Raw genomic sequence first — 15,603 nt, forward strand, 5'->3', positions numbered from 1 at the left:
CGCCACCGCCACCACCACCACCACCACCACCACCACCGCCACTATTTCCACCACTGCTATTTCCCTTACCGCCCGTGCCCGCACTGCCACTCCCGCTTCCGCTCCCTGAACCCGCCGCCCCGACGCCGCCGTTGCCGCTGGCGCCAGCACCGCTATTGCTCGAACCCGACGCGCCGCCACTACCGTTGCCATTGCCGCTGCCGCCGCCGAGCCGGCCGCAGTCCGGACCGCCGAGCCCGCCGCAGCCAGCCGGTGCGAACACCGACGCGGCATCGTCGGCGGCCGTGGCGGTGCCGGCCTCGGCGCCGGTCGCTGCGGCGTCGTTCTGCGCGAGCAGCAGCGGCGCGGACTCGCCGGGCTGCGCTCGCGACGCGTCGGCCTGCACCACCCAGCGAGGGGTCACGTCCGCCGACGCCCCGTACGCGGCCTCGCCCGCCAGCGCCGCCACCCCCGTGAGGACCACCGCGCGGCGGATCATTGCACAGTAGTACTGAGCTAATTTTCTGGTCTTCATCGCGCGTCTCCCGAGCCAAGGACGGTACCTTGCCGCCGCCTTCGCGAGCTGCTCCAGCGGCGGCCGGCCTCTCTGCCTACGGGTCTTGTCGCACCCCGAGTCCGTGGTGTCGAAGTGCTCCGCGCGTCGCTGCCGTGCAGACTGCGCGAGGTCGCGCCATCGCGTGATGACGCTCGTCGTGCGGCTATGTGCGGCTTTGTGCGCCCGGTCTGACTTCGAATCTCTGGCCGCTAATTTAGCGATATCCATGCCACGGGTCGCCAAGCCTTGAAGCGACGCGGGCGATAGCGGGATGTGCGATGCGCACGCTGGAAAAACGCCTGAAAACGTTGCGGCGATGAAACGCTCGCACGCAAAAGCGTGTTCCGGCACGGGATTCGTTAAGGAGGGCGGCGCGCTGCCTCACGCCGTGTCGTGCGAATCGACGAGGTTCGAGTCGACGCTAGCTGGCGTTTTCCGACGCGTCGTCGTCGCCGGCGCCGCCATTCGTCGGGTCGTCCGCGTTGTCGCGGCGGGGCTCGCTTTGCAGCTCGCGCAGTGTGGCGACCGGAATATGGCAGCGAATCCGGTGTGCGGAACCCGAGTCCGCGGCGCCGCCGGCGTCGAGCAAAAAAGGCGGGTCCTGCTGCTCGCAGATGGCGCCGAGCTTGCGCGGACAGCGCGTGTGAAACACGCAGCCCGATGGCATCGCGCCGGGCCCGGGCAACTCGCCCGCGAGACGGATGCGCGCACGTCGACGCGTGTCATTGGATTCGCCGTCGCCCGGCAGCGTCGGCACGGCGGACAGCAGCGCCTCGGTATAGGGGTGTTGCGGCCCATCGAACACGGCCGCCGCCGGGCCGATTTCGAGCAAGCGGCCGAGATAGAGCACCGCGATGCGATCCGACACGTAGCGCACCACGTGCAGATCGTGCGAGATGAACACGTAGCTGACGCCGCGCTCGCGCTGCAAGTCGGCGAGCAGGTTCAGAATCGCGGCCTGCACCGACACGTCGAGCGACGAAGTCGGCTCGTCGCACACGACGACGCGTGGTTCGCCCGCGAACGCGCGCGCAATCGCGACGCGCTGCTTGAGCCCACCCGATAGCTGACGCGAGCGCGCGTCGAGATAGCGCTCGGGCAACCGCACGGCATCCGTCAGCGCGGCGAGACGTGCGTCGATCTCGGGACCGCGCAGCGCGGTGAAGCGCGCGAGCGCGCGGCCGATCAGCCGCTTGACCGAATGGGCGCGATTGAGCGCCGAGTCGGGATTCTGGAACACGATCTGCAGCGACTTCAGCTGTTCGTCGCTGCGTCGCGTGACGCGTGCGGCGAGCGGCGCGCCGTCAAGTTCGAGCACGGCGCCGGCATCGGGTGCGAGCAGGCCGAGCATCAGCCGCGCGAGGGTCGTCTTGCCGCTGCCCGATTCGCCGACGAGTCCGAGCGTCTCGCCGCTCGCGAGTTCGAGCGACACGTCGTCGACCGCGCGCAGCGGCGCACCCGACACGTGGAATGTTTTCGCCAGGTTGCGCGCACGCAGAACCGGCGAAGACGCCGCGCGCGGCGGCCGCGCCTCGGGTGATGCGGCCACTGCGGGCGGCGCGCTCGAGACCGCACGCGGCAACTCGATCGCGCGCTCGTGATAGTGGCAGCGCGCCATCTGATCGCCATGCGCGGCGCCGAGCCGATACGGCGGCGGCGCGTCGCGGCGGCAGCGCTCGTCGGCGAGACGGCAGCGCTCCGCATAGACGCAGCCCTGCGTGACCGAGCCCGGCAGCGGCAGGCCGCCCGCGATCGTATCGAGCCGCTCGCGGTCCTTGCTGCGTCCGGCCGTCGGCAGGCAGCGCAGCAATCCGACCGTGTACGGATGACGTGGCCGTGCGAACACATCCTGGGTCGCGCCTTCCTCGACCAGCTTGCCCGCGTACAGCACGCCGACGCGTTCGCACATGCGGCCGATCACCGCGAGGTTGTGGCTGATGAACAGCACCGCGGTACCGAGTTCCTCGCGCAACTGCGCGACGAGGTCGAGCACTTCCGCTTCGACGGTCGCGTCGAGGCCGGTGGTCGGCTCGTCGAGAATCAGCAGAGCGGGGTTCGACGCCAGCGCCATCGCGATCACGACGCGCTGCTGCATGCCGCCCGACAATTGATGAGGATAGCTGTCCATCACGCGCTCGGGCGCCGCGATGCGCACGCGCCTCAACATCTCGAGCGTGCGATGCAGCGCTTCGTCGCGCGCGACACCGGCCGCCTCGAATGCTTCGGAAACCTGACGGGCGATCGTCAGCGATGGATTCAGCGCGCGCCCCGGGTCCTGGTAGACCATCGACACGGTCGTCGCGCGCATGCTGCGCAGCGCATCGGCGCCGAGCTTGTGCACCTCCGCGCCGGCGATCACGATCTTGCCGGCCTTCAGCTTGCCGTTGCGCGGCAGATAGCGCAGCGTCGCCATCGCGACGGTCGACTTGCCGCAGCCCGATTCGCCGACGAGCCCATACGCTTCGCCGCGCCGCACGCGAAACGACACGTCCTGCAGCACTTCGCGATCGCGTCCGCGGATCCGGTAGGTGACCGTCAGGCCGACCACGGTCAGCGCGTCGGTGCGATCGCTCTTCGATACGTCGAACGCGGCGAACGCGGAGGGCAAGGTGGACGACGAGCCGTTCATCGGTCGAGCACTCCCTGCACGCCGTCGGCGATCAGATTGACGCCGACCACCAGCGACGCGATCGCGCCCGCCGCGAACACGACGGTCCACCACGCGCCGCCCGCCATCAGCGTGTACGACTCGGACAGCGCGAGCCCCCAGTCGGCCGACGGCGGCTGGATGCCGAAGCCGAGAAACGATAGCGTCGCGACCGCGAAGATCGCATAGCCGAGCCGCACGGTCGCCTCGACGACGATCGGCGGCAGCACGTTCGGCAAGATCTCCGCGAACATGATGTAGGGTGCGCGCTCGCCGCGCAGCTGCGCGGCGGCCACGTAGTCGAGATGACGCTCGGCGAACACGGCGGCGCGCACGGTGCGCGCGGTGATCGGCGTGAACGTGATGCCGATCACGAGAATCACCGTGAGGTTCGACGCACCGACCGCGGCGAGCGCGAGCAGCGCGATGATCACGAGCGGCAGTGCGAGCACCGCGTCGATCAGGCGGCCGATCACGTCGTCGACCCAACCGTCGAAGTAGCCGACCAGCAGGCCGAGCGCGGTGCCCGCCGCGGTGCCGAGCAGCGTCGCGAGCGGCGCGATGGTCAGGATGTCGCGCGCGCCGACGATCACGCGTGAGAACACGTCGCGGCCGAGCTGATCGGTGCCGAACCAGTGGGTGCGATCGGGCGGCGTCAGTGAATTGAGCGGATCGGACGCGTACGGGTCGAGAGGCACGAACCACGGTCCGGCGATCGCGCAGACGATCCACCACGCGACAATCAGCGCGCCCACGATGAAGGTCGGCGAACCCAGCAGCAGGAGCACGCGCGGGTAGCGCGGTTCGTCGGCCGCGCCTGGTGCGGGCGAGCCTGGTGGCGGCGATGAAGCCGGCGGCACGGTCGTATTCATTCGGCGGTCCTCACCCGCAGCCGCGGATTGAGCAGCACGTGCAGCGCATCGGCCACCAGATTCGCGAGCGTATAGACCACGCCGATCGTCAGTACGCCCGCTTCGAGCATCGGAAAGTCCTTGGCCTTGGCGGCGTTGTAAATCAGCGAGCCGATGCCCTGGTAGCGGAACAGCGTCTCGACCACCACGAGTCCGCCGATCATGTAGCCGAGCTGGGTGGCGGCGACGGTGATCGTCGGCAGCAGCGCGTTGCGCAGCACGTGCCGCCAGATCACCACGTGGCGCGGCAGGCCCTTGAGGATCGCGGTGCGCGTGTAGTCGGCATCGAGCGCTTCGACGGTGCCCGCGCGTGCCATCCGCGCGATGTAGCCGAAGAACACCAAGACGAGCGGCAGCACCGGCAGCACCAGATGCCGCAGCTGTTCGAGCACGCCCGCCTCGGGCGGATACGAGGCCTCGATCGGCAGCCAGCGCAGCCACACGCCGAACACGAGGATCAGCACGATCGACGACACGAACTCCGGCACCACGGTCGCCGACAAGCCGCCAATGCTGATCGTGCGATCGAGCCAGCGTCCCGCATGCATCGCCGACCACACGCCGCCCGCGATACCGAGCGGTACGACCACGATGAACGCGAGCAGGCCTAGCTTCGCCGAATGCCCGAGCGCGTCGGCGATGAACGGTCCAACCGGTTCGCGATACGCGTACGACAGCCCCATGTTGCCGCGCACGAAATGCGTGATCCAGTCGATGTATTGGGTGAGCAGCGGCCGGTCGGCGCCGAGCTGATGATTGAGCGCGGCGACCGCGCGCGCGTCGGCGAGCGGCCCGAGCACCGCGCGGCCGATATCGCCGGGCAGCAGCTGGCCGCCGGCGAACACGATCAGCGACAGCAGCCACAGCGTGATCAGCGAAAGACCCAGGCGGGTCGCCAGAAACCGCGCGACGCGGCCCGCGTTGCCGTTCGTCGCGCGTGGCAAACGCGATGCGTTCGAGGCGGGAGAGGGCGCCGGAGCCGACATCGTGAGTTCTCCTGCGAAGGGGCGTCGAGCAGCGCGGTGCTTATGCGCTCAGCGTCGCGCGATCGAAATACAGTTGCGCGAGCGCGGTGAAGCGCACGCCGTTCACGCCCTTGCGCATCGCGATCAGCTGATCGTAGAAGAACGGGATGATCAGCGGGGTTTCGTCGAGCAGCAACGTCTGGATCTGTCCGGAGATTTTCTTCTGCGTGGCGAGATCGATCGCCGCAACGAACTGCGCGACCAGCTGGTCGTATTGCGGGTTCTTGAAGTGCGCGGCGTTCCAGGTGCCGTTGCTCGTCAGCGGCGCGTTGAGGAACACGTTCGGCACGCCGCGATGGCCGTAGTCGGTGATGCCGAGCGGCGAGTCGAGCCAGTCGGATTTGCCCGGCGTGCCCGCGCCGTAGTACAGCGACTGGCTTTCGACCTTCAGATTGATGCGCACGCCGATCGCCTTCGCGGCGTTCTGCACGACGACCGCGAGGTCGGGGATCTCCATGTATTTTTCGGTGGTCAGCGTGACGTCGAAACCGTTCGGCACTCCGGCCTGCGCGAGCAACTGCTTGGCCTTCGCGACATCGATCTTGCGTTGCGGCACGCCCGCATCCGACGACGGAAACACCGGCGCGAACGGGCTGTCGTTGCCGAGCTGCGCGCGCCCCTTGAAGAGACCGCGCACCAGCACGTCGCGATCGAGCGACAGCGCGAGCGCCTGGCGCACGCGTTTGTCCTTGAAGAGCGGGCTGTCGTTGCGCATATGGATCTGCCGATGCGCGCTCGACTTCACGCCCACTGCCTTGAAGTCCGGATTGTTCAGGATGCCCGCGCCGCCCTGCACGGTGAAGGTGCCCATCACGTCGGCCTGATGGCCCTGTAATGCGAGCAGTTGCGCCTGTTCGTCGGCGTAGAACGAAAACTGTACGCGTTGCGGTAGCGCCTTGTCGCCCCAGTAGTCGGGATTGCGCACGAACGACGCGCCGACCTTCGGCTGATACTTTTCGAATTTGAACGGACCGGTGCCGATGAAGCTCTTTTCGTAGTTGCCCGCGTAGTTCGCGGGCAGCAGGACCGCGTTGTAATTATCCGAGGAAACGTAGTACGGGAAATTGCCGTTCGGCGCGTCGAGATGGAACTCGACCGTGTGTTCGTCGACCATCTTCGCGCCGCCTTTCGACAGCACGCCCTTCAACACCGACAGCGCGGCCGAGCCGCTCGCGGGATCGGCGAGACGGTCGAAGGTGGCGACCACGTCTTTCGCGCCGAAGCTCTGGCCGTCGTGAAATTTCACGTTCTGGCGCAGCTTGAAGGTCCACACGTCGCCCTTGTCGTTCGGCTTCCACGACAGCGCGAGCGCGGGCTTCAGCATCAGCTTCTCGCCGTCGTCGTCGATCAGGAATTCGCCGGTCTGGTTCAGCAGCGCGAGACTCGCGGCGTCGGTGACCGTCAGCGGATCGACGGCGCCCGCCGGCGTCAGATGCGCGACGCGGATCGTCTGGTTCGACGTGGCCGGCGTACCTTGCGCCCGCGCTCGGGGCGCGCCGAGCAGGCCGCCGCCCGCGAGTGAAAGACCGACCACGCTCGCATAGCGCAGCATTTCGCGGCGCGTGATGCGGCCGGCAAGGAACTCGTCGAGGGCGTGGTTGCCGTAGGCGTCGGCGGTGAGGCGGGCTTCGTTCAGTGCTGCATCAGGGGCGAGAAATCGGTCCGCTGGCGTTTTCATCGATGGCGTGTCCAGTCCGTTCTGTTGCCGGTTCGAAGCGTCGCGCAAGCCGCGCGACAGCGCGAGGAAAAGCGGTCTCAGTGTAAGCGATTGCTCGCGGCTCTGGCGCGCCGGCGGCACACCGCGCCCGCCGATCGGCCGATAAACGGCGCGCGGTGTGTCGTCGTGACAACGTTTGCCCGACGCATGCTCGCGAGCGGCGCCCGCCATAGCGGACGGATTGGCGGTATCGCGCTGGCATCCTTACCGATCGCGATGCGTGTGCCGAGTGAGTTTTACCGCGGCAAGTTATTCGGCCGTCCCCAGCGATGAAACAGCACCGAGCCGACCCAGCACGCCATGAAGGCCGCGACGATCGCATAACCGAGCGCGCCGAAATGATCGTTGATGCGGGCGAGCGCATCCAGCACGCCGCCGCTCCAGCCGAAGCGGTCCGACAGCAGCCCCAACGCCTCGACGCCGCCGATCACGATCGCGACCACCGCCGACACGAACGTGATGCTCGCGTTGTAGTACAGCTTGCGCTTCGGGTCGTCCATCGCCCAGCCGTAGGCATGCACCATCAGCACGTTGTCGGTCGAATCGACGAGCGTCATGCCGGCCGTGAAGAGCGCGGGGAACACCAGGATCGAGTAGAGCGGCAGGCCGGTGCTCGCCTGCGACGCGGCGATCGCGAGCAGGCCGATCTCGGTCGCGGTGTCGAAGCCGAGCCCGAACAGCACGCCGACCGGGTACATGTGCCAGCTTTTCGTGACCAGCCGGAACAGCGGCCGCAACGCGCGCGACAGCAGCCCGGCTGGGGCGAGCGCATCGGCTGACGCGGGACTCGCCGCGCCATCATGTTGCGCGTGCCGGTAGCGGCGCCACACATCGCGCAGGATCACCAGATTGACCGCCGCGAGCACCAGCAGGAACGTCGCGGAAACCAGCGTGCCGAGCGTGCCGCCGACTGCCTTGAAGCTTTCGAAGCGCCCATGCAGCGAATGCGTGGTCCACGCGATGCCGAGCGTCGCCGCGATCACGATCGTCGAGTGTCCGAGCGAAAACGCGAGCCCGATGCCGACCGGCCGCTGGCCGGTTTGCATCAGCTTGCGCGTGACGGCGTCGATCGCCGCGATGTGGTCGGCGTCGACCGCATGGCGCAGACCGAAGCCATACGCGAGCAGCGCGGTGCCGAGCAGCAACGGGTAGTGGCGAAACGCGATCAGCGCCCACAGCCACGCGCCGAGGTTGGCGGCGATCAGCACCGCGTAGAGCGTGACGAGGCGAGGGCGCAGCGAGGCGGTAGGCGTCATGTGGCGCGGGCGGGCGAAAACGGCGGGTGAATGAGCGGGCAAATGAGCGGGCAAATGAGCGGGCAAATGAGCGGCCTAGTGGTCGTGCGGATGCTTGTGGATCGGATCGACCCAGTAGACCGTTTCCGGCTGCTCGACCGCGTCGATGTTCAGATTGACGACGACCGCTTCGTTGTCGCTGCGCACCAGCACGCATTCGAGCGGCTCGTCGGTGCTCGCGTTGATCTCCTGATGCGGCACGTAGGGCGGCACGAAGATGAAGTCGCCGGGACCGGCCTCGGCGGTGAATTCCAGATGCTCGCCCCAGCGCATGCGCGCCTGGCCGCGCACCACGTAGATCACGCTTTCGAGCGCGCCGTGATGATGCGCGCCGGTCTTCGCGTTCGGATGGATCGTCACGGTGCCGGCCCAGATCTTCTGCGCGCCGACGCGCGCCGCGTTGATCGCGGCCGCGCGGTTCATGCCCGGCGTTTGCGCGGTGTTGCTGTCGAGCTGATCGCCGCGGATGACCTTCACGCCGTGCTCGCGCCAGTCGACCTGCGCGCCGGTTTCGGCGGCTTCGTGTTCGGCCCGGTAATGCGGATGTTCGTGATCCTGGCTCATCGTGTCTCCTCCTCGGCTTGGGTGCCGCGTACGAGTCGTTCGCTTCGGTCTTGCGCTTCAGGGTGCTGCTTCGGTTTGTCCGCCGGTCGTGGCTCGGCGGGTGTTCGTGCCGCCTGGTTGATCGACATTCTGGCACGTTCAAAAAACGGCTGCGCAGCGTGACGGTACCCACGGAGCCACGAAAAAAAACCCGCTCACGAGGAGCGGGCTTCCGGGTTGTCGCGCTTAGAGTCGGCGCATCAGCGTCATTGCTTCTTCGCGTTGATCACAGCCTCGGCGACGTTGCTCGGCGTTTCGGCATAGTGCTTGAACTCCATCGTATAGGTCGCGCGGCCCTGGGTGGCCGAGCGTAGCGACGTCGAGTAGCCGAACATCTCGGCGAGCGGCACCTCCGCGCGCACCAGCTTGCCGCCGCCGCCCGCGATGTCCTCCATGCCTTGCACCATGCCGCGTCGGCTCGACAGGTCGCCCATCACGTTGCCCATGAAGTCCTCGGGCGTTTCCACCTCGACGGCCATCATCGGTTCGAGCAGGATCGGCTTCGCCTTGCGCATCGCTTCCTTGAACGCCATCGAGCCGGCCATGCGGAACGCGTTTTCGTTCGAGTCGACGTCGTGGTACGAACCGAAGGTCAGCGTGACCTTCACGTCCACCACCGGATAGCCCGCCAGCACGCCGGCCTTCAGCGTTTCCACGATGCCCTTGTCGACCGCGGGGATGAATTCGCGCGGAATCACGCCCCCCTTGATCGCGTCGACGAATTCATAGCCCTTGCCCTGCGCGGACGGCTCCAGCGTAATCACCGCGTGGCCGTACTGGCCGCGGCCGCCCGACTGCTTGACGAACTTGCCTTCGATATCTTCGACCTTGTTGCGCACCGTTTCGCGATACGCGACCTGCGGCTTGCCCACGGTTGCTTCGACGCCGAACTCGCGCTTCATCCGGTCGACCAGAATTTCGAGGTGCAACTCGCCCATGCCGGAGATGATCGTCTGGCCGGACTCCTCATCGGTCTGCACGCGGAACGACGGGTCTTCCTGCGCGAGACGGTTCAGCGCGATGCCCATCTTTTCCTGGTCGGCCTTGGTCTTCGGCTCGACGGCCTGCGAGATCACCGGCTCCGGGAAGATCATCTTTTCGAGGATGATCACATGGTTAGGATCGCAGAGCGTGTCGCCGGTGGTCGCTTCCTTCAGGCCGACGGCCGCGGCGATGTCGCCCGCGTAGACCTCCTTGATTTCCTTGCGCTCGTTCGCGTGCATCTGCAGGATCCGGCCGAGGCGCTCCTTCTTTTCCTTGACCGCGTTGTAGACCGTGTCGCCCGAATTGACGACGCCCGAGTACACGCGGAAGAAAATCAGCTGGCCCACGAACGGGTCGGTCATGATCTTGAAGGCGAGCGCCGAGAACGGATCGTCGTCGTTCGGATGACGCTCGATCTCCTTGTCGTGCTCGTCGTGGCCGGTGATCGCGGGCACGTCGACCGGCGACGGCAGATAGTCGATCACCGCGTCGAGCATCGCCTGCACGCCCTTGTTCTTGAACGCGCTGCCGCACAGCATCGGCACGATCTCGTTGGCGATCGTGCGCGCGCGGATGCCTTGCTTGATTTCTTCTTCGGTCAGGTGATGCTCGCCGCCCAGGTACTTTTCGAGCAGCGTTTCGTTCGCCTCGGCCGCGGCCTCGACCATCTTGTCGTGCCATTCCTTCGCGGTGGCCGCGAGTTCAGCCGGAATGTCGCGGTACTCGAACTTGATGCCCTGGCTCGCGTCGTCCCAGAAGATCGCCTTCATCTTGACGAGGTCGACCACGCCCTGGAAGTGCTCCTCCGCGCCGATCGGAATCTGGATCGGCACGGCGACGCCCTTCAGGCGATCGCCGATTTGCCGCTGCACGCGGAAAAAGTCCGCGCCGACGCGGTCCATCTTGTTGACGAACGCGATGCGCGGCACCTTGTACTTGTTCGCCTGGCGCCACACGGTTTCCGATTGCGGCTGCACGCCACCGACCGAGTCGTACACCATGCAGGCGCCGTCGAGCACGCGCATCGAGCGCTCGACTTCGATCGTGAAGTCGACGTGCCCGGGGGTGTCGATGATGTTGATCCGATGCTCGGGATAGTTGCCGGCCATGCCCTTCCAGAACGCGGTGGTGGCAGCCGACGTGATCGTGATGCCGCGCTCCTGCTCCTGTTCCATCCAGTCCATCGTCGCCGCACCGTCGTGAACCTCGCCGATCTTGTGGGTCACGCCGGTGTAGAACAGGATCCGTTCAGTGGTGGTGGTTTTGCCGGCATCGATGTGAGCGCTGATGCCGATATTCCGGTAGCGCTCGATGGGAGTCTTGCGGGGCACGTGAATCTCCTTGTAATGGCGCGCCTGAAACGCATGCCGGGCGGCCGCGTGGATCGCCCGGGGAGTCTGGGTGGTGCTGTATGTGGCGTTACCAGATCGAGATTACAAGGATAGCGCGTCGATTGGTCTTTTGCATGAATCCTGCCAGCCGGCGCGAAGGTGGGCCGCGCGGGGCTGCGCGGGCGAAAAAAAGCCGGCGCCTCGGGTCGAGGCGCCGGCTCTTTGCGGGAAAGTGTGGCGGGGCGGTCGGGCCGCTCAGTGGGCCGCCCAGACGGCCGCCTGGAGGTTACTGCGTGATACCCGGCACCGGCGGCAAGCCCTGGATCTGCATGCCCGGCTTGATGCCTTTTGCCGAGAACCAGCCCTTGGGCATTTCGAGCGCGAACACGCCGTTGTGCGTCGGGCAGTGGTTGTTGGTGGTCTCGGCCTGCATCTCGTCGATATCGGTGATCGTGCCGTCGGCGCGCATGAACGCGATCGACAGCGGGATCAGCGTGTTCTTCATCCAGAAGCAGTGGCCCGCGTTCTCGTTGAACACGAACAGCATGCCTTCGTTCGGGCCGAGCTTCGTGCGATACATCAAGCCCTGTTCGCGGTCCGCGTCGTTGGCGGCGACGGCCGCGTCGATCACGAACATGCCGGCGCTCAGCTTGACGCGCGGAAACTCGCTCGGCTGCTTGGCGCCCGGCGGCATCTGCTGCGCCTGGGCGGGAGCCGTGGTGGCGGCGAACGACAGCGCCGCGAGCGGCAGTGCAACGGCAACGGCCAGACGCGCCATCGACGAGCGCATGGAAAATCGCACGGCAAGACTCCTTGCTGAAATTAACTCGCGCATGTTACGCGAGCGCGTCAAAAACAAAAAGGCAGATCGCCTTGCGGTGATCTGCCTTACAACGCCGTAAGAACGGCAATGAAGCTAGTTCTTTACTGCGTTTTTACAAGCAACTTACTCCGAAGCTGCCGAAGCTGCAGCAGCTGCTGCTGCCTTCTTGTGCGACTTCTTGTGAGCGTGCTTGGTGGTCTTCTTTGCCGACGAAGCTGCTGCTGCCGGAGCTGCCGAAGCTGCTGCCGGTGCCGATGCTTGTGCGAATGCTGCCGTTGCGAAGAGGCCAGCGACCAGAGCGGCGATCAGTTTGTTCATTTTGTGAATCCTCAGCTTGATTTAATTAACCAAATGACCCGGCTTATGTAGAGTCATGTCGGTAAACGTGCCATCCACCTTTCGGTTGACAGCCGCATCGAACAAATTTTTCGACACGTCTGCTAGCGTTCAGACTTTCGTACTCGCCGCGCAAAACGGCGTATGCAAAGGTCTTTAAGGCTGAATGCCGGATAGCTTCGGCGGCATCTGCGTCGAATAACGCGTGGAGTTGTACGGCGGTTGACGCGAATTGCGCGGAATTTTTTATCGCCATGAGACGCGCTCAAACTGCATCGCGCAGGCTCGCGCGAGCCCACTTGTTTCACGCATTTTGGGCTCGTGTTTCACGCATTAATTTGCGTGCTGCTACAACGAGTTAGCTTGATTGTCACAGCCGTGAAACGCGTTTTGAGCGATCACGTGCAGGCTGTTTTGCGCGTGTATGAGTTCGGCACGCGATGCTTTGGCGATCAACGAACAATCGTCAAATAGTGTTCAGGCGACGCCATCCCATGGCGCGTTCGCTCGCAACTCGATGCTCTGTCCGGGTTGCAGTCCGAGTGAAAAAATGTCAAGCGCACCGATACCGACGCGTACCAGACGCAGCGTCGGAAAACCGACCGCGGCCGTCATGCGACGCACCTGACGGTTCTTGCCTTCGGTGATCGACAGCTCGATCCAGGTGGTCGGGATCGCAGCGCGATAACGGATCGGCGGCGTGCGTGTCCATAGCGAGCTGGACGGTTCGACATAGGTCGCCTGACATGGGCGTGTCACGTAGTCGCCGAGATCGACGCCGCGTGCGAGCTTTTTCAACGCGGCGTCATCGACCGCGCCTTCGACTTGCGCCCAGTAGCGTTTGACGAGCTTGTGACGCGGCTCGGCGATGCGCGCCTGCAGCGCGCCGTCGTCGGTGAGCAGCAGCAGGCCTTCGCTATCGGAGTCGAGCCGGCCGGCCGCATAGACGCCGGGTACCTTGACCCAGTCGGCAAGCGACGCGCGCGTCTCGTGCGGCGAAAATTGACAGATGGTGCCGAACGGCTTGTTGAGGGCGAGAAGGCGCATAGGAGAGCGAGACGGCAGAGCGATACTGCAAGCCAGGAACGGCGCGCGGACACTGGCGTACGCGCGTTGCGCACACGTTTCGTCCGGTGATGGATGGCGCGATGATAATGCATAAATCAGTATGCAGATTCTTGTATCTTATAGAGGAGCGTGGCGCGTTCCAAGAGCCGTCCATGTTGGAAAACCCGGAGCCGGGGGCGGCCGCGTCGCGCGCTGGGGCGGGCTAGAATAGCGGCCTGGCCGCTCGCGGACGTTCGGCATTGCGCGGCGAGGGCGTCTCTTTCGCAGTCTCCCATCAGCTTTTGCACAGCTTTCACTGGAGTCCGATCATGCCGTATCAGCACATCAAGGTTCCGACTGGTGGCGATAAGATCACCGTCAACGCCGACTTCTCGCTCAACGTTTCCGACGAGCCGATCATCCCGTATATCGAAGGCGACGGCACCGGTCTGGACATCACGCCGGTCATGATCAAGGTCGTGGATGCGGCGGTCGAAAAGGCGTACGGGGGCAAGAAGAAAATCCACTGGATGGAAATCTACGCGGGGGAGAAGGCGACCCGGGTGTACGGCCCGGACGTATGGCTGCCGGACGAAACGCTGCAGGCGGTCAAGGAATACGTCGTGTCGATCAAGGGGCCGCTCACCACGCCGGTCGGCGGCGGCATCCGCTCGCTGAACGTCGCGTTGCGCCAGGAACTGGACCTCTACGTGTGCCTGCGCCCGGTGCAGTATTTCAAGGGTGTGCCGTCGCCGGTGCGCGAGCCCGAGAAGACCAACATGGTGATCTTCCGCGAGAACTCGGAAGACATCTACGCGGGCATCGAATGGCCGGCCGAATCCGAACAGGCGAAGAAGATCATCAAGTTCCTGCGCGAAGAAATGGGCGTGAAGAAGATCCGCTTCCCGGATTCGTCGGGTATCGGCATCAAGCCGGTGTCGCGCGAAGGTACCGAGCGTCTGGTGCGCAAGGCGATCCAGTACGCGCTCGACAATGAACGCCGCTCGGTGACGCTGGTGCACAAAGGCAACATCATGAAGTACACGGAAGGCGCGTTTCGCGACTACGGCTACGCGCTGGCGCAGAAGGAATTCAACGCGGAACTGATCGACGGCGGCCCGTGGATGAAAGTCAGGAATCCGAAGACGGGCGGCGACGTGGTCGTGAAGGACGTGATCGCCGACGCGTTCCTGCAGCAGATCCTGCTGCGCCCGGCCGAATACGACGTGATCGCCACGCTGAACCTGAACGGCGACTACATCTCGGACGCGCTCGCCGCGCAGGTCGGCGGCATCGGCATCGCGCCGGGCGCGAACCTGTCGGACTCGGTTGCGATGTTCGAGGCGACGCACGGCACGGCGCCGAAATACGCGGGCAAGGACTACGTGAATCCGGGCTCGGAAATCCTGTCGGCGGAAATGATGCTGCGCCACCTGGGCTGGTTCGAGGCGGCGGATCTGATAATCAGCTCGATGGAAAAATCGATCCTGCAAAAGCGCGTGACTTACGATTTTGCCCGCCTGATGGAAGGGGCGACCCAGGTGTCGTGCTCGGCATTTGGGCAGGTGATGATCGAGAATATGTAATCGATGCGCCGGGATTATCCGGTTTGCATAAAAACCCCGGCGCCAGCAAACGGCCGGGGTATTTTTTTACCCGGAATTCTCGCGCGGTTTTCCGGCCGGATAATCCGCTGCAACAGAAAGCCGCCGCAAAAAAGAAACCCGGCGCGGAGCCGGGTTTCAAAAAGGCTGGGTAACGAAACGTCTCAGGCGGGTGCCTGAATGTTCGATGCCTGTTTGCCTTTCGGGCCTTGCACGACCTCGAAGGTGACCTTTTGGCCTTCCTTCAGCGTCTTGAAGCCATTCATCTGGATGGCCGAGAAGTGTGCAAACAGATCCTCGCCGCCTTCGTCAGGCGTGATAAATCCGAAACCCTTTGCGTCGTTAAACCATTTGACCGTACCAGTTGCCATTCCAACTTCCCCTGTAACTCATGTCACTACCACGAGCCCTCGAAAAGCCACGACCGCGCGAGGCAGTCGTCCCCTCCTCACAAGCTCACCATCGGCATTTTTTCGAAATTATGGCTTGGTGAAAAAAGTGCCAGCTTGATTGTTGGGGCTCTTTATTCGAGTGTCAAGAAAATTTTGAGACGTCGTTGTCGCGTTGCAAACAGGCCGCTTTCCAGGGTTTTTACCGCTTCCGTATGTGCGGTGGCGCAAGCGGCGTGGCTTGAAAAGTCGCATAATCGACTCACATGCTGACTGTGCCCGCGGCGCCGACGCCCAGCGCGGCGAGCGCTCTCAGCCAGTACCGGCAGGTTGTGCGATACTCGATCCGACCGCGG

12 protein-coding genes and 1 pseudogene are annotated in these 15,603 nt (G+C 64.9%); 1 reads left to right on the top strand and 12 read right to left on the bottom strand.

Going from position 1 to position 15,603, the window contains the following annotated elements; all coding sequences use genetic code 11:
- From EVC45_RS25465 to EVC45_RS25515, 11 genes and pseudogenes are all read right to left on the bottom strand, one after another.
- Window positions 1-514 (bottom strand): annotated as a pseudogene (locus EVC45_RS25465) (hypothetical protein); the annotation flags it as partial.
- Window positions 515-956: 442 nt separating this feature from the next.
- Window positions 957-3,164: an ABC transporter ATP-binding protein gene (locus EVC45_RS25470; RefSeq protein ID WP_129961009.1), complete on the bottom strand. Its 2,208-nt coding sequence runs from the start codon at window positions 3,162-3,164 to the stop codon at window positions 957-959.
- Complete coding sequence (locus EVC45_RS25475) at window positions 3,161-4,054, bottom strand: ABC transporter permease (RefSeq protein WP_129961010.1); 894 nt, start codon at window positions 4,052-4,054, stop codon at window positions 3,161-3,163. The genes EVC45_RS25470 and EVC45_RS25475 overlap by 4 nt, the downstream gene beginning before the upstream one ends.
- Entirely contained in the window at window positions 4,051-5,079 is a 1,029-nt protein-coding gene (locus tag EVC45_RS25480) for an ABC transporter permease (protein WP_129961011.1), read from the bottom strand. Before EVC45_RS25480 ends, EVC45_RS25475 begins: the two co-directional genes overlap by 4 nt.
- Window positions 5,080-5,119: 40 nt before the next feature.
- Window positions 5,120-6,796, bottom strand: a complete 1,677-nt coding sequence (locus EVC45_RS25485; RefSeq protein WP_129961012.1) for an ABC transporter substrate-binding protein — start codon at window positions 6,794-6,796, stop codon at window positions 5,120-5,122.
- A gap of 275 nt (window positions 6,797-7,071) precedes the next feature.
- A complete protein-coding gene (locus EVC45_RS25490; protein ID WP_129961013.1) occupies window positions 7,072-8,091 on the bottom strand; it encodes a HoxN/HupN/NixA family nickel/cobalt transporter in 1,020 nt (339 codons plus the stop codon).
- A 75-nt stretch (window positions 8,092-8,166) separates the two neighbouring features.
- Window positions 8,167-8,694, bottom strand: coding sequence for a cupin domain-containing protein (locus tag EVC45_RS25495; protein ID WP_129961014.1), 528 nt, complete (start codon window positions 8,692-8,694; stop codon window positions 8,167-8,169).
- 245 nt (window positions 8,695-8,939) lie between these two features.
- Entirely contained in the window at window positions 8,940-11,048 is a 2,109-nt protein-coding gene (gene fusA, locus EVC45_RS25500) for an elongation factor G (protein WP_129961015.1), read from the bottom strand.
- Window positions 11,049-11,334: 286 nt separating this feature from the next.
- Window positions 11,335-11,850 carry a DUF192 domain-containing protein gene (locus EVC45_RS25505; protein ID WP_129961016.1) on the bottom strand — a complete coding sequence of 172 codons (516 nt, stop codon included), beginning with the start codon at window positions 11,848-11,850 and terminating at the stop codon, window positions 11,335-11,337.
- A gap of 144 nt (window positions 11,851-11,994) precedes the next feature.
- Complete coding sequence (locus EVC45_RS25510; RefSeq protein ID WP_027212290.1) at window positions 11,995-12,189, bottom strand: hypothetical protein; 195 nt, start codon at window positions 12,187-12,189, stop codon at window positions 11,995-11,997.
- 495 nt (window positions 12,190-12,684) lie between these two features.
- Window positions 12,685-13,254 (bottom strand): pseudouridine synthase, encoded by a 570-nt coding sequence (locus tag EVC45_RS25515; protein ID WP_129961017.1) that lies wholly within the window; start codon window positions 13,252-13,254, stop codon window positions 12,685-12,687.
- Between the two features lie 329 nt (window positions 13,255-13,583).
- On the opposite strand from EVC45_RS25515, the gene icd reads away from it, so the two are divergent.
- A complete protein-coding gene (icd, locus tag EVC45_RS25520; RefSeq protein WP_129961018.1) occupies window positions 13,584-14,840 on the top strand; it encodes an NADP-dependent isocitrate dehydrogenase in 1,257 nt (418 codons plus the stop codon).
- A gap of 182 nt (window positions 14,841-15,022) precedes the next feature.
- On the opposite strand, the gene EVC45_RS25525 is transcribed toward icd, so the two are convergent.
- Window positions 15,023-15,229, bottom strand: a complete 207-nt coding sequence (locus EVC45_RS25525; protein WP_007180614.1) for a cold-shock protein — start codon at window positions 15,227-15,229, stop codon at window positions 15,023-15,025.
- Between the last annotated feature and the right edge of the window lie 374 nt (window positions 15,230-15,603).

This window comes from Paraburkholderia sp. UYCP14C (assembly GCF_004197395.1).
Classification (GTDB): Bacteria; Pseudomonadota; Gammaproteobacteria; order Burkholderiales; family Burkholderiaceae; genus Paraburkholderia.